Here is a 21,953-nt window from a genome sequence, read left to right as displayed (position 1 = left end):
TCTAGTGGGTTCGATTCCCACCCCGAAATTTTTTGACGAACGACTTAAAAAATTTCGAGGGTGGGCAGCGACTACGCATAAGAACTGCCCTCAAACGGAGGGACGGAAATGTTAAAAAAGAGAGATTTTACAGATTGTTTTTCTCTTTATGAACAAATGACGCATCCAGATGTCTTCCCTTTCGTGCGCCATAAAGTAGATTCATATGAAGAATATGTATTCGTTACTAAGCAAACGATCGAGGCCGAAGAAACAGGTGAACTCATTTCACGAACAATTTTAGATGAATGGGAAAACCCCATCGGTTGTATTTCTTTATACGATATCGAAAATGGTGCCGGTTTCCTTGGCACGTGGCTTGGCAAGCCCTATCATGGTAAAGGATATAATGCCATCGCAAAAGATGCTTTCTTTAAAGAGCTTTTTTTCGAGCTCGGTATGGAAACAGTCTTCATGCGTATCCGCAAAAAAAATATCCGCTCTTTGAAAGCCGCTGAAAAGCTTCCATATGCCGTCAATGCTAACGAAACGAGAAAGTCCCTTTACGATCAAATTAATCATGGCGAAGATATCTTTGATTTATATGAAATCCCTAAAGATTTATACACCTTTCACATCCTTAGACAGAACGATGATGACGGACAGCAGTTACTTGAGGCATAAAATAAATAACGTAAGTTTATATCCTCGGAGCTTCCTAAATTGGAACGCTCCTTTTTCAATTTTTCCAGGAAGTTATAAAAGAATGTTGCATTCCCCTATTATTTTTAGGATTATTTTTTTATAATGGATACACTTGACCCATTCACAAATATATTCAAACCGTTTTTGAAAGGAACTAATCATGAAGAAATCATTTACTTTTATCATGCAACTTTTAATGTTGCTTATCCTTTGCAAGCTTGGCTATTATTTATCTGATCACCTTCAATTGCCTATTCCAGGTAATGTAATCGGCATGATTCTTTTATTCATATTATTACAAACTAGAATTCTAAAAGTCGAGTGGATTGAACTTACTTCAGGATTTCTGGTGAAGCACCTTGCCTTTTTCTTTATCCCTATTTCTATTAGCTTAATGACCATGGGGTGGCTTTTTATAAAATTTGGTCTGCCGTTAGCACTCACTTTGGGCGTCAGTTTAATTTTCGGATTTATCGTTTCAGCGTGGACGGTTCAGAAGTTATCTCATAGAGGAGAGGTTAAACAGCATGACAACGCTCATTACCATTTATAGCATATTAATAACGCTCCTTGCCTATTCTATTGGTAGGAAAATATATGCTAAACATCCATCACCCTTTACGACTCCCGTATTTTTTAGTACGGTAACAATTATTCTTGTACTGCTGATAAGTGGTTTAGATTTCGATGATTATTCAACAGGTAAAGACATCATTACCTATTTCCTGGGCCCAGCTACCGTTGCCTTGGCCGTACCACTTTATAAAAATAGGGCAATAATTGTTAAATACGGAATTCCTGCTATTAGCGGCATGATTTTAGGACTTACAGTAACATTAATTCTTGCCTTAGTCATCGCTAATGCCTTTTCGCTACCACAGTTCATTATTCAAGGATTGGCGGTTAAGTCGATTACAGTGCCAATTGCTGTAGAAATCACCGAACTTTATGGAGGTAGTCCTAATGTTTCAGCCGCCTTCGTTATTTTGACCGGAGTCCTTGGTACAATGATTGCCCCTAGAATGATGGATAAACTAAACATTACTATGCCATTCGCCCGCGGCATTGCTTATGGTACTATTGCTCATGGTCTTGGTACTGCGCAAGCTGCACAGGAAAGTGAATTTACTGGTGCTGTCGCAGGGGCAGCCATGGCTATCGCCGGTATCCTTATTTCCTGCTTCTTTCCTCTAATAGATAAATTTTTATAAAGTAAAAGAACCGCAATGTCAAAAGACGTTGCGGTTCTTTTGAATCTGCAAGGCTTATCATATCATCAAACTCAGTACCCATATCAATCCTTCTGTTTCATAAGCAACTTTCCATTTTCGAAGCGTTTCAATCCTGCTTTATTGCGGATAACAATCCCAACTCCTGGGCTACCAGTAAAAGAGGTTCTATGTCTCTAACAAATCATATTTGCACCAGAACCAGATGTTTCATAACCGAAAGCAACCTTTCGTGTTTTATTTACCATCGCCATGAATATAAAATTCTATTGAAAATCCATACTATTCTAATTGTAATATAGTATTGTATAAAAGCTCCGTCCCTATGGCAATATCCTCTTTGCTTGCCCATTCGCTAGGATGATGACTTACTCCTTCTTTTGTTCTAACCAAAATCATCCCTATATCTGTAATTTTAGACATTACCATGGCGTCATGTGCAGCACCGCTCATTAAATATTTTGGTTTAATATTTAACTTATTACATGCAATTTCTAAATTATGGTTGATATATGATGAGCAGAGGGAAGGCTCGTGATGTTCAAGTATTTCTATATCATATTGTATGTTTCGCTCAACACATAATTTATCGATATACATTCTTATTAACTTTTCAATTAGTTGTAAATTTTCACCAGATAAATCTCTGATATCAAATATCACTTTAACGTCATTAGCTATGACATTAATTCCACCATGATTAACCAGTATATTTCCTGCCGTTATGACTGTATGGTGTTGTTGTAATGCTACCTCTTCACAATAAGTAATAATTTTTGCCATAGCTGCTAGAGGATCTTTTCTAAGGGGCATTGGGGTTGTTCCTGCATGTCCTAACTCCCCTTTTAACGATACTTTTAACCAGGTAAGACCTGCTATTCCTGAAACGATTCCAACAGGGATATCTTCATTTTCAAGAACCTTTCCTTGTTCAATATGAAGCTCTAAATATGCTTTTATCTCAGAAGCAGACCTTTTAGCATTTTTTATGAGCTTTTCGTTATATCCATTTTCTTTCATGACCATTGCTATCGTTTTTCCAGAATGGTCACTATTCTGTTTTAATTCTTGTAAAGTCAAGTCACCAACAACAGCCCTACTACCTAGCATTCCTGATGAAAACCTTGTCCCTTCCTCATCAGTAAATGCAACAATTTCTATAGGATATTTTGTCGTTATACCTTGATCATTCAATGTTTGTACTATTTCAATACCCGCAAGTACTCCTGCAGCTCCATCAAAAATACCACCATTAATAACTGTATCTATGTGAGATCCGATTAATACTACTGGTTCATTTTTATATATCCCTTCTTTTCTACCATAGAGGTTACCCATTGCATCTTCATGAATCTCTAAATTTGTTTGATTCATTAGTTTAATTAAAAATTCTTTTGCTTCTTTTTCTTGTTTTGTAAAAGAAAGACGGGTAACTCCACCCTGTTCTGTTCTACCTACATTTCCCAATTTCATCAAATTACACCATAATCGTTCTCTATCTATTTTCAATTAATAATCCCCCTAAATTTAGAAATACACAGTAACAACAACATTAACGGTGCTTAAACATATTGATGATCAAAAACTACTAAAGTTCTCCCTAAATCTTCAACACCTAGAGCTACATCCTCATATGCTGTCTATTCCTCAGGGCAATGACTTCTTCCATCCTTATATTGGAACAAAATCATCTCAATCGGAATTCTTGCAAGATGATTTGCATCATTCCCTGTACCACTTGGTAAATAGGCGTTTTGGACTGTTAAAGTACAAGCATTCTCAATCACTTTTCGTACCTCTTCCTCGATAAATGGGTTCTGATTTTGAGAAACAATCAAATGAAACATGTAACTCTCTTGAGCTATTAATAATACCAAGTATAGTACTCACTTATAGAGATACCTACCATTCTACATAAAAGAGAAAAGGAATACCTGGAAGCTAAAGATTAATTACTCCTATAACGTATGTGCTTACCTTTCATTGTTTTCTCCCTGAACCAAGAGACATTCTCTTTAATATTAAAATTGATTTTTTATCACAAAAATAGGAATCCAGTGTGGATTCCATAAATTTTTACGTACAGGAACTCTCCTGTGTAACATTTCCAAGAAACAAGATTGTTCAGGTGTTGACAAGCACCTTAAATATATCCTTTCCTTATTTCATTTATTAATTCTATCCCCAGTTCCACACTTAGATCCGTAAGTAATTTAACTTCTTCCTTGGTTATCTGATCTAAATGTGTTCCGCAGCAAATAGCGAAATTTCCTGGAAATTCCTTTCTAAGTAGAATAGCTATCTCTTCAGTGATGTAAAACTCCTTGTGATTCTGAAGTTGAACGGTCTGTATTGGTTCAAGCCTGTCCCCAGCGGTAATCGTTCCTAAATGGGGCCGATCTCCTCCTGAGATCATGACAACAAGATCGTCTCCCATGTTATAAGCATCCAATATGATATGAATTCTTCCATGATGTTTTTCTAAATGAATCATCTTATAAACACATCCTTGTTTTTTCAGGAGGCAGAGCAGAATATTATATGAGTTTGATACTTACCCTTTATCCTACATTGACTTCAGGGATACCTCTGCTCAAACCACCTATTTGCGAATATATTTTTTCCCTCTCTATTTATATATAAATATACTTATTTTCTATGTCTTCTTTGAATATCTTACAGTTTGCACTTAAAGCTTTACTTGATAGGTATCCCATTGTGATTTAACCTTGTCCATTACATCGTTAGGAATTTCCGCCTTTGGAAGTGCTGTTTCTTCAAGCAACGCAATAATGCCTATTTTTGTAACTGTCCCATCTTCGACTACTGCTTCTGCACGGTCAGCTCGAACTCCTTGAATCGTGAAAATATCCCTATGTGCCTTCATTCTTGCAGCAATAGCCCATTCGACGTCAACCGGATCATTGACGTTGATATCATCATTCACAACAATGACCTGTTTAACCAAATTACAATGTGCAAATGCTGCAAATGCTGCTTTTTGCCCCTCACCTGGCTTTGGATTGGAAAGTGAAACTACTAAATGGCAGCGCCCCATTCCACCTTCTGTAATAATTGCCTCTTTAACACTAGGTACAGCTTCTCTTATTTTAAGAAATGCTGTTGTTTCTATTGCCATCGCACCAATGAGAAAGTGCTCATGATACCTTCCAGGTAAAATAACCTGATAATAAGGATTGTGACGATGAGTTATTGCTTTAACGCGTAGAACAGGGCTTTTTCCATAATCAACATACATTCCATGAAACTCCGATACTAGCCCTTCTTGATGTAGTTCATCTGGAATAAATTCAGCTTCTATTACAATTTCTGACCCTTTTGGGGCCTCAACATCAACGATTACACCTGGGGATAGCTGTAGTGGTTCGTTAAACATGCCACCAGCAATTTCAAATTCATCATAACCTAAATTAACATATGCGTTTGCAGCAACCAAAACAGCAGGATGATTTCCAATAGATATTGACACTTCAAGTGTTTTCCCTAGATTACGTGCTTTTTCTAATAAACGATATAGATGGTGACTAGGTGACATACCTATCATCAATTTATCAGGCCCCAAAACGAGTAAACGATTCATCGACACATTTCTTTTACCTGTTTCTGGATCCTTTGCAACGACAACCCCTGCTGTTATATAATGCCCAGCCTCTTTCTCGAAGAACGTTGTGATAGGTAGATCTCTTAGAATATCTATATTTTCTGTTTTAATAACCTCACGACAAGGGGCATTCTCTACTAACACTGGTGCAAGTGGGTTTTCAATACCATTCTTAATATAGTTTAATGATGCCTCTAATGTATTCTCAATCCCGCACGCTCTCGCAAAGTTTTCTCGATCAACTAAATTGCCGACTGCTTTTACAGTATGGTCTTTAACATTTTCAAAAATAACAGCCGATCGACCTGGACATTGTGCTAGAACTGCTGCTAATTCAAAATTCACATCTACTTGTCCATTTACTTTTGTAACTCTTCCTATTTCTGTTAATGATTGAAGTGCATCGCGCATGTCTTGTCCTATAGTATTCAATATAATGTTCCTCCTTTATTTCATTCCTAGTACAATTTCCTTAATAGATATTTCATTGTAACCAGCGCTTAGATAAGTTATTTTCAATTCCCAGCTGATCTAGTATACGTGTGATGGTATGATTCACTATATCATCCACTGTAGATGGTTTATTATAAAATGCAGGCATTGGTGGGCTTATAGAAACACCCATTTTGGCAAGAGCCAACATGTTTTCTAAATGTATTTGATTTAATGGCGATTCACGGGGAATTAAAATTAATTTTCTTTTTTCCTTTAATACAACGTCTGCTGCTCTCGTTAATAAGTTATCTGCTAGCCCATGACGTATTGATGCAATGGATTTCATACTACATGGTGCAACAATCATTCCATCTGTGATAAATGAGCCACTTGAAAGTAGTGCTGCTTGATTTGAATTAGAATATGTATAGGTGGCGAGATTTTTAACATACTCAAGATCGTGGTCGGTTTCAAGTTTGATAGTTGTTTCTGCCCATTCACTGATTATTAGATGTGTTTCTACATCTACGTTTTTTAAAGCCTCAAGCAATCTTATACCGTATATCGCACCAGTTGCTCCAGAAATCCCCACTATAATTTTCATTTTTATCCCTCATCTCTGTTTTTCTCCGAATCTATATCCTATGGTTTTATTTAACATCTATTTTAGACAAACAAAAAGGGATAACTCGGGTTAAAATCCAATAAATACTGCAATTATAACTAAACCAACGGACGTGGCCCAAATTAAACACATATAAGGCATGATAAATCTTATCCATTGATTAAATGATACCTTTGCGAATGCGATAAAAGCAATCAATGCTCCTACAGTAGGATAAATCAGGTTGGAAAGTCCATCTCCAAATTGAAAGGTTAAAATAGCTAATTGCCTACTTACCCCTACCATATCAGCTATAGGTATGAGAATTGGAAGTGTTGCCATAGCTTGTCCACTACCTGAAGGTATAAAGAAATTAATAAATGTTTGTACGATGAACATTGCTACAGCAGTAACCATAGTCGGTAATCCATCTAAGATTGCAGCCATTAAGTGAATAACTGTATCAACGATATGACCTTGTTCCAAAAGTACTAAAATGGCTCTTGCCAAACCTATTGCCATTGCTGCTACAAAAATTGTTTTACCCCCTTCTAATAATTCGTCAGCAATCTTGTTCATTGTATAACCTGCAATAATCCCTCCAATAATTCCACCTAGTAAATATGTGGTGGACATTTCTACTAATCCCCATTCCCAATTGAAAGTTCCGTATAAAATGAATGCTATTGTTAAAATAAAGGTTAATAGAATTCCCTTGTGTCTCGTTGTAAATGGAATATCTCCATCTACTCCAAGTTCTGCATAACTATTACTTTTTATATGAGTTTCATATACGATACTTTTAGTAGGGTCTTTTTTAACTTTTTTTGCATATTGTAAAACATAGAATATAGATACTGCCATAAGAACGATAAAAACAATAAAGCGATAAGCAAAGCCTGAAAACATAGGTAGGCCAGCTAATGTGTGACCAATTCCAACTGTCCATGGATTGGAAGGACCTGCTGTCCATCCTACTACAACCGAAATAAAGGCAATCGAAATACCTACAATCACGTCATAACCGAGTGATAACGCAATACCAATACAAAGTGGTGCAAAGGGTATAACTCCCTCCAACATACCAGGAAAGGCTCCCAAACAACCGAAGAAAATCATGAGAGATGCCAATACATATTCACTTTTTTCTTTTCCTATTACATTTGATAATCTGAATATTGCTCCTTTGATAGCCCCTGTACCATCAAAAATCCGAATAGCCGCACCTATTAATATAATCATAATAATTAGCATTGTAGCTTGGTTTATTCCATTAGGAATGGCCTTGAATATATCAAAAAGAGCTACAGGTGTTTGCTCAATATATTGAAAACTATTTGGGTCGATTCTTTCTTGACCATCGACTTCGATACTTTGGTATTCACCTGCTGGAACAAGATAAGTTAAGAGCCCTACACTCACTATTATTGTAAATAGGATAACAAATCCGTTAGGAAAACTATTAATATTAAATATCTTTTTCCTATTTTTTTTATCGGGGGTTGTCTTTAAATTAACATCACTCATTTTCTACAAACCTCCAATATACAGTTTTGTTTTATTCTTTATTCTTTATTCTTTTTCTAGCGCATAATCTGATATGTTACTGCCAAGTGCCTTTTCGACATCAGGGATAACATTTGAATCCTAAACACTAGAGTAAATGAGTTAGACTCTATTTTGAGTTTAGGGTTTTCGTATTAGAAGGTGGCAGCGAGAAGCGCCGCCATATGAGTTTCTTATAAAAAAAGAAACGTTTTAGAAATCGTCAGTGAATTTATGATTTTTCAACAGCCATATTGACTTTCTCATACTTCTTAGACAGCTTCAGTAATGTTTCCAACATAACATTTGCTCCAATTTCAATATCTGACCATGATGTAAATTCATCAGGGTGGTGACTTAATCCCGCTTTGCTCGGAACAAATATCATACCTACATCCGTAATAGAAGTTAATGAATTAGCATCGTGATTCGCACCGCTAAACATGTATTTATAAGCAGTATTTCGGGATTTACATACCTCTTCAATACATTTTTGGATCGATTCTGTTAATGCATTTGGTTGCTTTTCTACTGCAATGGCTACTTCTGCGTCGATATTTTCGAGCATCCATTTTCTAATTTTTTCTTCTACTGTTTTCATCTCTTCCCAATTGCTGCCACGAATTTCAATCATTAGTTCGACTTGACCTGGCACAACATTTGCCAGGTTAGGAGAAGCAGTGATTTCGCCCACTGTTGCTACAATATTGCCACCTGCGTCTATTGCAATATTGTTAACGGTCTGAATGAGCTTTGCTGCATCTAGCAACGCATCTTTTCGCATCTTCATCGGTGTGGTTCCAGAGTGGCTTGCTTTTCCATTGACACGAACCGATAATCTTAATATTCCTGCAATAGAGGTTACGATCCCCACTTTTTTATCAATAGTTTCAAGTAAAGCACCCTGTTCAATATGAAGCTCAAGATAACAATGGTAATCAGTTGGTTTTTTTATTACCGAAACAACATCATCCCAAGTGAAATTCAATGATTGCAGCTTTTTCTCAAACTTGTTCGAGTGTTTTACAAGACCAGCTACGGCGCGGCTCCCAAAGGTTCCGCCGAGTGGATTTGCTTCCTCGCCGACAAATGTTGCTAGCTCTAATGGAATTTCAGGGTTATACCCGGATTCGATAAGCGTTTGAATACATTCCAAGCCCACAATGACGCCCAGCGCTCCATCATAAAGTCCGCCTTCTGGAACGGTATCAAGATGTGAACCAAAACAGATCGCCGGTTGATCTACATCTCCTAATCTGCCGAATGTATTTCCTAATCGGTCCTGCTTTACGGATAACGACAGATTGATCATTTTTTGTTTTAGCCATTCGATTGCTGCCTTTTCCTCTTTGGAATAAGCAAGACGTGTATACCCTTTTTCCCCGCTATTTGCAATCTGACCGACTTCCAGTAAATTATGCTTTAAACGGTCAATATTAATTTGAAGTTTTGTCATCTTCTTTCCTCCCCATCAATGAATAATAGCCCATTCATTGAACATAGTAAGCGTTTCCAAATTCAGTGTCGATTCAATGATTCGATACACTGCTTTCTCACTCATTTCATGTTTTTCATATTTTTATATTTGTTAACAAGCTCTTATTTAGGGAAAGGCTATTTAAACTCCCCTGAAAGGGAATATTCCTCTCATTTGTAGAATTAGAAATATATTCGGAAGGTGATATAACATCTTCTCAAATTTGTGGCTTGACAAGATTATTTCCTCCCAACTACATTCTCTTTAGCAGCTGAACCCGGAACAAATTGACCAAACCCTGGTTTTACACTAACAGCATTTCCGTCAAAGACAGTTTTGCCGCGAACGATGGTTTGGATGATCTTCCCTTTGATTTCTTTTCCATGGAATGGGGACATTTTCGAATAGGAGCGGAACTTGGTCTCATCAATAACCCATATGGCTTCTGGATCAATTACAGCAAAGTCAGCATCGTAGCCTACTGCGACCTTTCCTTTCCTAGGGATTTGGAAAACTTCAGCAGGATGGGTGGACATTAATTTAGCAAATTCGATAGGAGTTAATATTCCTTTTGCAACTGTACTATCAAACATTAAGGGTGTCATAATTTCAACACCCGGCAATCCTGATGCAGATAAAAAGATGTTGTCTTTGCCGCGATCTTTATGTTCTGGTCCCCATGGTGCATGATCAGATGATATTAACTCAATGTTCTGTGCTTTAAGTTGATCCCATAGACCTTTTACTTCATCAGGCTTTCGTAATGGTGGATTATTCTTCGCTCTTGGCCCAAATTTCTCTAAATCATGTACATCCAGCAATAAATATGGATAACAAGTCTCACTCGTCACTTGTACACCTTGCTTTTTAAACAGCTGAATTAATTCGATTGTACGAGGATGGCTTACATGGACTATATGAAGCTTTACTCCTGTCCAGTACGCAAATTCCAATAGCTTTAGAACGGCACTTGTTTCCGTTACTGGTGGACGCGTCTCCATGTGAGCACTCGGATATACTTTGTTCTCTCTTTGATACTCCTCGATTAAATCGACAATAATTTCATCATTTTCCGAGTGAAAGGCAGCTCTTAATCCTGTTTCTTTAATCAGATCCATCGCTTTCATAATTTCAGGATCCGGGATTCTTGGAAAACGGTATGCGTCTGTTTCAAATGTTGACATTTTAAAAGCGACCGCACCTGCTTCTGCTAATGGGATTATTTGATCTGTGCCTCCTTTTTTAGAAATCGTTCCCCATAAACAAATATCTACTATCGCTTCTTCTTCAAGTTTCTTTACTTTCTTTTCGAATTGTTCCACATTATTCACAGGATTCGGTAAATCATACGGCATATCCAAAAAGGTCGTTATGCCACCGGCAGCTGCTGAAGTACTCGTTGAAATAAAACCTTCATTTGGATTGCTGAAACAATGAACGTGCACATCAATTGTACCTGGGAAGACGTAAGCGTTTCCGAAATCAAGCATTTTTCCCCCTTGAAGATGGGTTGTATTTTTGCTGATAATCTCTACTTTTCCGTCCTTGACACCTATTTCTCCATTGATAACTTCTTCTTCCAATACCAATTTCCCACGCACTACTACATCAAACGTCTTCATGTTTCTCCCCTCCGCTATAAATGTTTTTGTATATCTTCTACTGCTTTCATTAAATCAGTAATAAGCTGTTTTTCGTCTTTTTTTAACATTCTTTCACGAGGTCCTGCAATACTTAAAGACGCAATGACTTGATCACCACTGTCATAAACTGGAACCCCGTAACTGACAACTCCTTCATCAATTTCGCTATCTGAAAACGCATACCCTTTTGAGCGAACTTCCTCTAAGTTTTTTTCCAATTCCTCTAAATCAATAATCGTATGATCTGTATGTTTTTGAACCAAACCTTGATGAAATAATTGATACAAAATTTCTTGATCCAAATAAGCAAGCAATGCTTTAGAAGAAGCCCCTCCGTATAAAGGTATAATTTGTCCTTGTTCAGAAGACACTTTAATTGGATGACCAGAAGGGACAGTTTCTAAACAAACCGCTTGAAGATTAGAAGAGATCAACAAAATGGAAGTTTCACCTGTATCTTGAGTCAACTGTCTCATTGCCGGCTGTGAAATTACAGATATATTCGTGTCCAATCTTACAATTTTTGCAAACTTAAGGAACTTATAACTTAATTTATAATAGCCCCCGTTCGTCTCCATGATATAGCCTTTTTCTTTAAGCAAACGTAAATGTCTATATACTGTGCTTTGCGGTTGCTCTAATTTATCAGCAATTTGCGGGACGGTTAAGGACCTTGTTTCAAAATCAAATAGATCTAATATTTCCAATGTTTTTTCAGCACTCATTATTTAAAAATCCTTCTTTCATCTATAAATTTGCTTTGAAATAAAATCATTTCATTAGCTCTCCAATCTCCTCCTATAGATTAGCATAATTCAAACTACCCTTTACTATTTATCATATAATGATAAATGATTATCACTTATTATTATGTGATTATAAATGGTTATTCAAATGAATTCAATCACTTTTCAGAAAATTTTTTCTACCATTCTGCTAAAAAAAATGATTCTTATGCCGACTTCCTAATAAAATGAACAGAAAAAGTGGTCTGGTACAAAAACATTCATTCGAAACACAGAGCCATTCATTTCTTTCAGATTTTAAGATTAAAAAGCAAATCCAATCAGTTTAAGGGATGAATTCTTTTTGATTAATAGCTTTGTTATAACCACTGCCTTTTGATCGGTTGTTTACAATGTTTTTATTAATATACTAGCAATGACGACTGAGCCTATTGTTACAGTTGTAAATCCACCGATTAACATTGGGCTCAATATTTCATCTAATATCATTTTTTCTTCCTCTTTATTCCTGCCCACGCTTCTACTGATTTCCTCACAAACAAGGTAATCACCGGGGAAGCCGCCTAAAGCTGTCAGTGCAACAGGAATACCTTTTAAAGGATCCCATTTAAACAATTTTGAAGCTAAAAGTCCACCGATGAAAATACCGAAAATTCCGACAAATATAATCAAAAAAGTTTCAGGAAGATAACTAATAAAGATACCAAATGTAATCTCATTCATAGCGGCAATAATCAAAAATACGAGTCCAGCCATCCCAACTGTGAAAGCATTAGCACGCTCCATAACACGGTCTGGATAAAAACCGATTAATTTCCCACCAATCCCAAGAGCCAAAGCCCACAAACTATATGGTATGCCGGTAAATTGATCTAGAACCACAGCAATTGCACCACCGATAAATAGCTGGAAAAGAAGAACAAGATTGGTTTGATATTTTTCCGGAATCCAAGTGGCATTTCGTTCCTCTACTTTTTCTGTATCGATAACATTTTCTACTCTCACTTCCAACGTGGAAGCTGTATAGGTTCCGGCATCTACCGCATTCCGAAACTTTAATGCATATCGACGTAACAAATTCGCAGAAAGAGGCATACCAAACAGAGATTGCAGTGAAAATATTAAAGCCGATATTGTCACCAGACTTGCCAAGCCTACTTCTTTTAGCCCTTCCGAGGTCACAAGAAAAGCAATCATTCCTCCGGTTAGTGGCCCAATTCCTGCAATGGCGGTTTTATAGTCATACACTATTGGAATCAAAAGAAGAATTAGACCTGCACCAAAGATAATTCCCATCAAAGAAATACTCACGGCCTTCCACTGACTACGAATAGCTTTGAGAGGGATCAACGTCCCCATATGAATAATGATTGGAGCTGTTCCTAATACGACACCAACTTCAACAAATTTAGAATCTCCGATAAGACTCTCTGGTATAATTCCCATCCAAATTAACAAAAGGTAACCAATTATGGCGACTAGGAACATCGAAACCCTTGCTCTTGTGAACACTGAAATAATTTCTCCTACAGCGATTAATGCCAAGATAATCATGGCTGCTACGACAGGTTCATGTATCATTTTTTCACACCCCTTTGCTTACCTAATTTTGTTTAGAAGTAGATTAAGTTTTCATGCATCGTTTTTATTTATTTCCCGTCTCTAATAATCTAAAAGAAGATTGAACAAACAATTCCACACCAATTTCTAATGCATCTTCATCAATGGCAAAACGTGGGTGATGGTGTGGGTAGATAATCCCTTTTTCTTCATTACCAGCCCCTATTTGAATATAAGATCCTGGAACTACTTTTTGATAGGCAGAGAAGTCTTCACTTGCCATAATCGGCTTTATAATCTCTCGACTTTCTTCACCAAATAGTTCACAGACGGTTTCGTCCATCAATCTTGTTATCTCTTCATCATTAATGGTCGGAGCATAACCGAACTGATAATCAAATTCATAAGTAGCTCCATGTGCTTCTGTAATCCCTTTTAGTATACGTTTGATAAAATTTGGAATATTTTCCCTGATTCCCAGATTAAAGCTTCGAACAGATCCGCCAATAGTGACCTTACTTGGAATTACATTAATCGCGCTTCCCCCATGAAATTGAGTCACTGAAATCACAAGCGTTTCCTGAGCATCCTGATACCTCGAAACAATGTGCTGGAGATTTGATACAACCTGAGTCCCAATTGTGATAGGATCAATGGCTAGTTCGGGCTGTGAGGCGTGTCCCCCTTTACCCACCACGGTAATTTTAAACGTATCAGCTCCAGCCATCGCTGGACCGTAACTCAAACCAATTTTCCCCAAAGGAAGATTCGACGAAAGATGAGCGCCGATAATCATATCCACTCCATCAAGAACACCAGCTTCCACCATCTCTTGGGCGCCGCCGGGAGGTAGTTCCTCCGCATGTTGAAATAAAAAGCGCACTTCCCCTTTAATTTGATCCTTTAACTGTGTAAGAATCTTTGCCACACCAAGCAGCATCGCTGTATGACCGTCATGTCCGCAACCATGCATCACGCCTGGATACCGTGACACAAATTCAAAATTATTCTCTTCTTCAATTGGAAGCGCATCCATATCGGCCCGCAGTGCAATAACCTTCCCAGGTTGCTGACCAATCAAACGAGCCATTATACTCGTTTTTGTCGGACGTGAAATTTCCAAATCACCAAAAGTTTGTAGCGTTTCATAAACAAATTGTGCTGTTTTTTCTTCCTGAAAAGATAGCTCCGGATACTTATGTAAATATCTTCGCCACCCAATCACTTCATCTTTAATAGCCTCGATTAAATCATGAATCATTATCGTTTGAGACATCCACTACAACTCCTTTTTCATTCAATTGATTATCATAATCTAAACCACTTATTCATTATCATTATTTGATAAGTGATTATTAATTATCATATAATGAGTATAAATGAGTTTTTGATAGAATTCAATAACTTTTCAGAAAATTCCCACTCGCTAAACCATTCCTGCTTTGAAAAAATAATTCTAATGCCGACTTCCTAATAAAAAGAACAGAAAAAAAGGTTCTGGTGCAAAAACATACATTTTTTTCGAATCTGAAGATTAAGAAGCTAATCCAAACAGTTTATGGGAGAATTCTCTTTGATTTTGGCAGACTCCCCCCTTGATATTATCCCTCTTAAGTAGACAGTGTTTAAAAAGGACCGTACTGTTTATCTAAGGGGGATTTTCTTATGGCCAAACAAGGGTAACAGTATAAAAATACTCAATAGAGGTTTAAATTAACAGCAGTAAAAATGTACCTAGAAGATGGATCCAAACAAGAGGGTAAAGACAAACCATTAAGGGCTTAAAACGCCTTGGCCGTAGACTGCAGCCTTAACAATCAGGAGGTAAAAACCTTCGATAGATGGTGAAAAATCACGCTACAATCAAAGTTTGAAAAAATGAATCTTTTGTTTTTGTTATTTCGTATAAGATACATAATCAAGAAAAGAGGGATAGTATGTAAAAGGTTCTCAATTCATTATTGAATGAAAAAATTCAAACTGACATCACTATAGCTCAAGTGATTTTAAAAAGGAAAATTAAGGTTATCGTTATTTAAGAAAAAACATAAATCAAGTATCAAAAAGAAAATAGGTTTGGACATTGGAATTATTATGGTGGGGATTAACAATCCTCTTATTTGTATTAAGTTTTGTAGGGATTTTCTATCCTATTATTCCTTCGGTTGTGGTCATATGGGGAGGATTTGTTGTTTATCAGTTTCTCATTAATCCGAATGAGTTATCCATATGGTTCTGGATCAGTATGGCTATATTAAGTGCTGTTTTAATCGCGGCAGATTTAATTACAAACAGTTATTTTATGAAAAAATACGGTGGTTCAAAAACGTCAGAGAAAATAGCAGCTATTGCCACTATTGTCGGTTCAATTAATCTCCCATTTTGTTTTAAGAGGTTTTTCACTCATTTGAAAGAATATTAGGAAGAATCACACAATAAGAAAAAGCTCCTACCGCCAACGATTCATATCAAGATCAATTATTTTTAAATCATTGATTTTTACCTGTTATGTTAATAAAAAAACGTTATGTTAACTAAAAAAATGTAATCAAAAAATAACCTTTTATTCCCCTTCTCTATTATTGTGCTGGTATTGCATCCTGATATAATTTGAGAACCGAATAGGCAGTAGTATCCACGGATACAGAGAATGGGAAGTCATCATTTTCTCTTTTACTAGTCTTGCGGCTAATTTCTTCAACATTATATGGGTCAATATTATTCACTATCCATTAACTAAATTTATTCCTTTCTTGTTTTGGGCTATATGGATTAAAAGCCTAATTTGGTTTATTTCTACTCTCTCTTACATTACTGAAAGACACTTATCTTAATAAAAAAGTTAATTACCTTATATGGTAAATTACTACTTAAATTAGATTCCTAATCTCAAGACTTGTTGCTTTCTTACTGTCACTATCATCTTTTTATAATCATTCAAGGCCTTTATTTAACCATGATTGAAGATACGTAGCACTATTGTTATCATTACTGATTCCTGCTACTCCACAAAACTTCAAAGCGATATTTAGTGAGGATTTGGAATTAATCTTTGTCATGTTTTAAACTACGAACTTATGTATTTTATAGGCACCAGCAATTATTTACTATTTATGATTGAGGTTTATCTTTTGCTGAATATAGGGTCTATATCCAAGGATTATTTTTCATACAAAAAAGAAGCCGAACCTCTAGTTTGAAATCCCCTAAAAGAGTCAGCTTCTTTATTATTAATTCTGGTTTCGGACTATTATTGACTTTTCACTATTTTATTTAGGTTACTAATCTCCTCTCAAAAAGTTAACTTCGTTTAGAAAAAAGAACCGCAACGTACTAGACGTTACGGTTCTTTTATGGTTTCTCTTTTTGCAGGTCGTAGTATAAACGTCGCAAAATATGGGTTTTATAAAGCTCCAGCTTTCTTCGCTCTATTGGATGGTATCTTATTTCTGCATCTTTTAATTGCTGAACGAACCATCCTTTGGAATATTTATAAGCCATTCTCCCCCTCCTCTGTTCGAAAAAGATATGCTTTGAAGAGGGAATTGATACTTATTTTTTTGCTTTCATTACATCAATTAATAATTCATACATTTCAGCCGCCGTTTTGAATGGGCGCTTTTGACGCATTTTCGCTTGATACTCATCTGATTTATTCACTAAATCAGCTAATGTGCTATTAAAGGTTTGATCATTTAAATCTTCTTCTTGAATGACTTTACAAAAACCTTGTTTTTCAAAGCTTGAAGCATTTAAAATTTGATCACCACGAGATGCATTGGCACTTAGCGGAATGAGCAACATTGGCTTTTGCAGACCAAGGAATTCAAAGATTGAATTTGAACCAGCCCTTGAAACAACGACATCAGCCGCCGCTAAAAGGTCAAATAATTCTTCATGGACATATTCAAAAGGAGCATACCCTCTTTGTTTCAATTCCGTTTGGACATTCCCTTTTCCACAAATATGAATAATCTGGTAGTCCTTTAATAATGCTTCAAGGTTTTCAGTAATCAATTTATTGATTTTTACAGCTCCAAGGCTGCCACCCATAACGAGTAACACTGGCTTGCTGTTCGTAAAACCACAAAATGCCTTTCCACTCGAAGCGTTTCCAGAAAAAATCCCATCCCGTAATACAGCACCAAGATACATGGCCTTCTCTTTTGGCAAATCCTTTTCTGTCTCCTGGAACGTGGTGAAAATTTTCGATGCAAGTGGCATTGCAATTTTATTAGCCAGGCCAGGTGTATAGTCCGATTCATGTATGGCAATCGGGATTCTCAGCATCCTACCCGCCAATACGACCGGTACAGATACGAACCCGCCTTTTGAAAATATGAAATCGGGCTTTGTCTTTTTTAAAATTTTTCGTGCATCAAAAATACCTTTAATGACTCGGAACGGATCTTTCAGGTTTTCCGCTGATAGGTAGCGTCGGAATTTCCCGACTGAAATCGTTTCATAACGAATTTCAGGAAATTCCTTTTCGATAATATTTTTTTCTATACCTTTTTTTGAACCAATATAAGTAATATCCCAATCATGCTCTAAAAATTCCGGGATAATTGCTGTATTAACAGACACGTGACCGGCTGAGCCGCCTCCGGTAAATACTATTTTCTTAGTCAATATTTCCACCTTCCAAACTTAAAAAATCACTTTGCATCCATATTACCATATATCCCTAACATTAATAACTTGAAAAAGTATTCAGTGAACCGTAATAATTATGTAATCATCGATTATTTTTCCTTTTTCATCATGAATATATTATAATCTTAGTATTCTACAATACTACAAGATACATTGGAGGAGTAATACATTGCAAGAAGTTTCTGAATCTCTTCATCAATTTGATGGAATTGAGGCATGGATCAAATTAGGAATTTCAATAGGTATTTTTCTAATTTTCCTTTTGCTTCGGAAAGTGTTTACCACCTATATATTCAAATTCTTTCTACGGGTTGCAAAAAAACGCAAGGTCGAAATTGCTGCTAACTTAATGCTTGCAATAGAACAACCGGTAAGATGGCTCATCGTTTTAATCGGTATGATTATTTCACTGCACTATTTACCGCTTGACTTCCCGTCAGCAGAATTCAAGAAGCATATATACAGATCATTCTTCGTCTTCTTATTATTTTGGACGGTTTTCAATATCAGTTCGATCTTAACCATCCTATTTCCGAAATTAGTAAGTAAATTCGGACTGGAAGTCGATCAAATTGTCATGCCGTTCTTTACAAAAATCATAAAATTAATCATTATAGCTTTTGGAGCCTCAATCATTGCGGAAGAATGGGGATTTAATGTCGATGGATTTGTTGCTGGTCTTGGCTTAGGAGGATTAGCCTTTGCACTTGCCGCTAAGGATACCGTCAGCAATTTCTTTGGTGGAATTGTAATCGTAACCGAAAAACCTTTTACAATTGGTGATTGGATCAAAACCCCAAGCGTGGAAGGAACCATTGAAGATATCACATTTCGAAGTACCAAAGTACGGACTTTTGCCCAAGCTTTAGTTACTGTCCCAAATGCTAACCTTTCGAATGAACCTATCATCAACTGGTCAAAAATGGGCAAAAGGCAGATTGCTTTTCATCTAGGTATAAATTTCACAACACCAAAAGATAAGTTGGAAAACGTCATTAAGAGAATAGAAGATATGCTCATTGACCACCCAGAAATACACCCAGAAACGATTCTTGTGAAATTTGACGAGTTTAGTCATACTGGTTTCAATCTCTATCTTTATTTCTTCTCAAATGCAACAGATTTTGGGGGATATCTTTCACTCAAAGAAGATGTTAACTTTCAAATAATGGAGATACTTGAAAAAGAAGACGTTCAAATTGCAATCCCTTCACAAGCATTCATCCTTCAAAAAGAGTCACTTGCGGACATGAATGATTTTGAATCCATGCGCGACTGAAAAAAGACTTGCCGTATTACGGTAAGTCTTTTTTAGTATCAAATAAAAGTTTAAACCATCACTAGCTTATGTGATATAATTCTTCCATTGTGTGAAAAATTTCAAAAATTGATATTGAGGTACATCGATGAATCAGACTTATTCAAAATCACAAAAGATTCGCCTATTATTTTATATATTAATACCCATTCTGATCACTCAAATTGGCCTTTATGCCATGACATTTTTTGATGTGATGATGTCGGGACAGTACAGTACAGAGGACGTTGCTGGCGTTTCAATCGGCAGTTCACTTTGGACACCTGTTTATACGGGGTTGAGCGGGATTTTGATTGCCTTAACGCCAGTGGTCTCACAGCTCGTCGGTTCAAAGCAGTCGAAATTCGTTTCCTATTCAGTAATGCAGGCAGTTTATTTAGCTGTCGCTTTAGCTTTAGTCATTTTAATCATTGGGGCGATTGCTTTGAACCCCATATTAAATGCAATGAATCTTGAAGATACTGTCCACCGGGTAGCCCATGACTATTTGATCGCCCTTTCAATCGGGATTATTCCTTTATTCGTATATAATGCTTTGAGAGCCTTCATAGATGCACTTGGCCAAACTAGAATTTCTATGATAATAACCTTAGGTGCACTGCCAATTAACGTCATATTTAATTACCTGTTAATATACGGAAAGTTTGGATTCCCCGAACTTGGCGGCGTTGGTTCAGGGTATGCAACAGCAATTACTTATTGGTTAATTGCCCTGATTGCCATCCTTGTTGTGGTGAAAATCAACCCATTTTCGACCTATAAAGTTTTCCGTGAGTTTTTCCGGATTTCCTGGAAAGAGTGGCGTGCACTATTAATAATTGGGGTGCCTATCGGGCTGGCTATCTTTTTTGAAACAAGCATTTTCTCAGCCGTTACCCTTTTGATGAGTAAATATGATACTGTGACAATTGCTTCGCACCAGATTGCGATGAATTTTGCATCATTACTTTATATGATACCGCTAAGTATATCAATGGCATTGACGATTGTAATTGGATTTGAAATTGGGGCAGCTCGATACAAAGATGCCAAAGAATACAGCTGGATTGGGATAACCATGGCATTAATGATGTCGCTTGTTTTGTCGGCCATTCTATTTCTCTTCCGTGAACCCGTCGCTTCGGCTTATACAAAAGACCATAATGTAATGATGCTGACATCACATTTTTTAATATATGCCATCTTCTTTCAGATTTCAGATGCCCTCCAGGCACCAATACAAGGAATACTACGGGGATATAAAGATGTAAATGTTACCTTTGCTATGTCTCTCGTATCCTATTGGATTCTAGGGCTCCCTATCGGTTTTTTATTTGCAAAATATACAGATATGGGAGCCTTCGGATATTGGATTGGCTTAATTTCTGGTTTGGCTCTTGGAGCTATAGGTTTGGCAGCGCGTTTAAGGTATATACAGCAAGTAAAATATAAAAAAATGGTTTAAAAAAGGGTGAGGCCGAATGAACGGACTCACCTTTTTCCATTTTAATAATCAAATCAAACGCTAAGCCTTGTAAATTTTACCCAAAACATCTTTTCCGCCTGTGACCGGAATGATGCTTCCGGTAATAAAATCGGATTGTTCATCACATAAGAACGTGATGACCCGGGCTAAATCTTCTCCCGTCCCTGGTCTGCCAATTGGAACAGTTACATCCTTTTGTCCTTTTGCAACTATTATCTCTTCTTCCTTCCATTCATCAATAATATCGCCGGGACAGACCATATTCACGGTGATTCCATTTGTTGCTTCTTCAACAGCTAAAGTTCTCGTTAAGGAAGTCAATCCGCTTTTGGCTGCAGCAAAAGCGGAACGATAAATCCAACCTGGTGCCGTATCACAACGGTCAAACCCTAATGTAATGATTCTACCCCAACTTCTTTTGCGCATATGAGGAATAATTTCCTTGGCAAAATAGAAAAAACCATTTAGATTACCGTTCATAATGTAATTCCACTCATCACTGCTATATTCGGTCATAGGCCTACGTTCATGCATATATGGCCCAGCATTATGAATGAACATATCAACATGTCCAAAGTCCTCTATGATCAATTCTGCTACCTGCTTGCAATCTTTCTCACTTGAAGCATCACCTTCAATCGCCAGCGCCTTAACATGGTACCTTTCCTGCAATTCAGTCACCAATGCTAAAGCTGCTTTTTTACTTTTTCGATACGTAATGATAATAGACACTCCATTATTTGCAAGTGAATAGGCGATTCTCTTGCCAATTCCCGTTGCTCCTCCAGTTATAAAAGCTACTTTATCATCCACAGGCTCTACCTCTTTATCTAATGGATTTTACTTAATTATACATAAGTTTGATTCATTTTCTATAATTTAGCAAATATGAGAATGAACATCTAGGCTTCAACATGCATAAAATAACAGAAATAACCCTGTCAGTTGATTGCAGGAGAGAGGAATTCA

General features: G+C 36.8%; 20 protein-coding genes. 6 read left to right on the top strand and 14 right to left on the bottom strand.

Annotated elements, in window-relative coordinates; genetic code table 11:
- The first annotated feature begins 108 nt into the window (after positions 1 to 108).
- The 3 genes from ACQKMR_RS13550 (at position 109) to ACQKMR_RS13540 (ending at position 1,895) form a co-directional block, all read left to right on the top strand.
- On the top strand, positions 109 to 663 hold the full coding sequence (locus ACQKMR_RS13550; protein ID WP_427697763.1) for a GNAT family N-acetyltransferase: 555 nt from the start codon (positions 109 to 111) through the stop codon (positions 661 to 663).
- A 181-nt stretch (positions 664 to 844) separates the two neighbouring features.
- Positions 845 to 1,237 (top strand): CidA/LrgA family protein, encoded by a 393-nt coding sequence (locus ACQKMR_RS13545; protein ID WP_053346572.1) that lies wholly within the window; start codon positions 845 to 847, stop codon positions 1,235 to 1,237.
- Positions 1,212 to 1,895, top strand: coding sequence for an LrgB family protein (locus ACQKMR_RS13540; protein WP_427697762.1), 684 nt, complete (start codon positions 1,212 to 1,214; stop codon positions 1,893 to 1,895). Before ACQKMR_RS13545 ends, ACQKMR_RS13540 begins: the two co-directional genes overlap by 26 nt.
- Before the next feature lie 300 nt (positions 1,896 to 2,195).
- On the opposite strand, the gene ACQKMR_RS13535 is transcribed toward ACQKMR_RS13540, so the two are convergent.
- The 11 genes from ACQKMR_RS13535 to ACQKMR_RS13485 all read right to left on the bottom strand — a co-directional run bounded on the left by ACQKMR_RS13535 (position 2,196) and on the right by ACQKMR_RS13485 (position 14,821).
- Positions 2,196 to 3,422, bottom strand: a complete 1,227-nt coding sequence (locus tag ACQKMR_RS13535) for a M20 family metallo-hydrolase (RefSeq protein WP_427697761.1) — start codon at positions 3,420 to 3,422, stop codon at positions 2,196 to 2,198.
- Between the two features lie 131 nt (positions 3,423 to 3,553).
- Positions 3,554 to 3,760, bottom strand: a complete 207-nt coding sequence (locus ACQKMR_RS13530) for a hypothetical protein (RefSeq protein ID WP_427697760.1) — start codon at positions 3,758 to 3,760, stop codon at positions 3,554 to 3,556.
- A gap of 296 nt (positions 3,761 to 4,056) precedes the next feature.
- Positions 4,057 to 4,407: a hypothetical protein gene (locus tag ACQKMR_RS13525; RefSeq protein WP_427697759.1), complete on the bottom strand. Its 351-nt coding sequence runs from the start codon at positions 4,405 to 4,407 to the stop codon at positions 4,057 to 4,059.
- A 195-nt stretch (positions 4,408 to 4,602) separates the two neighbouring features.
- Positions 4,603 to 5,967 carry a UbiD family decarboxylase gene (locus ACQKMR_RS13520; RefSeq protein ID WP_427697758.1) on the bottom strand — a complete coding sequence of 455 codons (1,365 nt, stop codon included), beginning with the start codon at positions 5,965 to 5,967 and terminating at the stop codon, positions 4,603 to 4,605.
- A 52-nt stretch (positions 5,968 to 6,019) separates the two neighbouring features.
- Positions 6,020 to 6,574: a UbiX family flavin prenyltransferase gene (locus tag ACQKMR_RS13515; protein WP_427697757.1), complete on the bottom strand. Its 555-nt coding sequence runs from the start codon at positions 6,572 to 6,574 to the stop codon at positions 6,020 to 6,022.
- A 90-nt stretch (positions 6,575 to 6,664) separates the two neighbouring features.
- On the bottom strand, positions 6,665 to 8,101 hold the full coding sequence (locus ACQKMR_RS13510) for a YfcC family protein (protein ID WP_427697756.1): 1,437 nt from the start codon (positions 8,099 to 8,101) through the stop codon (positions 6,665 to 6,667).
- Between the two features lie 250 nt (positions 8,102 to 8,351).
- A complete protein-coding gene (locus ACQKMR_RS13505; RefSeq protein WP_427697755.1) occupies positions 8,352 to 9,575 on the bottom strand; it encodes a M20 family metallo-hydrolase in 1,224 nt (407 codons plus the stop codon).
- A gap of 260 nt (positions 9,576 to 9,835) precedes the next feature.
- Positions 9,836 to 11,218 carry a dihydroorotase gene (locus tag ACQKMR_RS13500; protein ID WP_427697754.1) on the bottom strand — a complete coding sequence of 461 codons (1,383 nt, stop codon included), beginning with the start codon at positions 11,216 to 11,218 and terminating at the stop codon, positions 9,836 to 9,838.
- A 14-nt stretch (positions 11,219 to 11,232) separates the two neighbouring features.
- A complete protein-coding gene (locus ACQKMR_RS13495; RefSeq protein WP_427697753.1) occupies positions 11,233 to 11,964 on the bottom strand; it encodes an IclR family transcriptional regulator in 732 nt (243 codons plus the stop codon).
- A 408-nt stretch (positions 11,965 to 12,372) separates the two neighbouring features.
- The gene (locus ACQKMR_RS13490) at positions 12,373 to 13,566 is read right to left on the bottom strand and encodes a hypothetical protein (RefSeq protein ID WP_427697752.1); all 1,194 of its coding nucleotides are present in this window, start codon (positions 13,564 to 13,566) and stop codon (positions 12,373 to 12,375) included.
- A 64-nt stretch (positions 13,567 to 13,630) separates the two neighbouring features.
- A complete protein-coding gene (locus ACQKMR_RS13485) occupies positions 13,631 to 14,821 on the bottom strand; it encodes a M20 family metallopeptidase (protein WP_427697751.1) in 1,191 nt (396 codons plus the stop codon).
- A gap of 807 nt (positions 14,822 to 15,628) precedes the next feature.
- On the opposite strand from ACQKMR_RS13485, the gene ACQKMR_RS13480 reads away from it, so the two are divergent.
- Positions 15,629 to 15,967, top strand: coding sequence for a DUF456 domain-containing protein (locus ACQKMR_RS13480; protein ID WP_427697750.1), 339 nt, complete (start codon positions 15,629 to 15,631; stop codon positions 15,965 to 15,967).
- Positions 15,968 to 16,896: 929 nt separating this feature from the next.
- Here ACQKMR_RS13480 and ACQKMR_RS13475 read toward each other — a convergent pair.
- Both ACQKMR_RS13475 and ACQKMR_RS13470 read right to left on the bottom strand, forming a co-directional pair.
- Positions 16,897 to 17,046, bottom strand: a complete 150-nt coding sequence (locus ACQKMR_RS13475) for a DUF2639 domain-containing protein (protein ID WP_427697749.1) — start codon at positions 17,044 to 17,046, stop codon at positions 16,897 to 16,899.
- Between the two features lie 51 nt (positions 17,047 to 17,097).
- A complete protein-coding gene (locus tag ACQKMR_RS13470; RefSeq protein ID WP_427697748.1) occupies positions 17,098 to 18,177 on the bottom strand; it encodes an undecaprenyldiphospho-muramoylpentapeptide beta-N-acetylglucosaminyltransferase in 1,080 nt (359 codons plus the stop codon).
- 193 nt (positions 18,178 to 18,370) lie between these two features.
- On the opposite strand from ACQKMR_RS13470, the gene ACQKMR_RS13465 reads away from it, so the two are divergent.
- Both ACQKMR_RS13465 and ACQKMR_RS13460 read left to right on the top strand, forming a co-directional pair.
- Complete coding sequence (locus tag ACQKMR_RS13465) at positions 18,371 to 19,480, top strand: mechanosensitive ion channel family protein (RefSeq protein WP_427697747.1); 1,110 nt, start codon at positions 18,371 to 18,373, stop codon at positions 19,478 to 19,480.
- Between the two features lie 127 nt (positions 19,481 to 19,607).
- On the top strand, positions 19,608 to 20,963 hold the full coding sequence (locus tag ACQKMR_RS13460; RefSeq protein ID WP_427697746.1) for an MATE family efflux transporter: 1,356 nt from the start codon (positions 19,608 to 19,610) through the stop codon (positions 20,961 to 20,963).
- A gap of 60 nt (positions 20,964 to 21,023) precedes the next feature.
- On the opposite strand, the gene ACQKMR_RS13455 is transcribed toward ACQKMR_RS13460, so the two are convergent.
- The gene (locus ACQKMR_RS13455; protein ID WP_427697745.1) at positions 21,024 to 21,797 is read right to left on the bottom strand and encodes an SDR family oxidoreductase; all 774 of its coding nucleotides are present in this window, start codon (positions 21,795 to 21,797) and stop codon (positions 21,024 to 21,026) included.
- Between the last annotated feature and the right edge of the window lie 156 nt (positions 21,798 to 21,953).

This window comes from Peribacillus sp. NPDC096540, from assembly GCF_050278525.1.
In the GTDB taxonomy this organism is placed as follows: domain Bacteria; phylum Bacillota; class Bacilli; order Bacillales; family DSM-1321; genus Peribacillus.
Note: the sequence above shows the minus strand (reverse complement) of the source record. Positions and strands in the feature narration are given on the sequence as shown.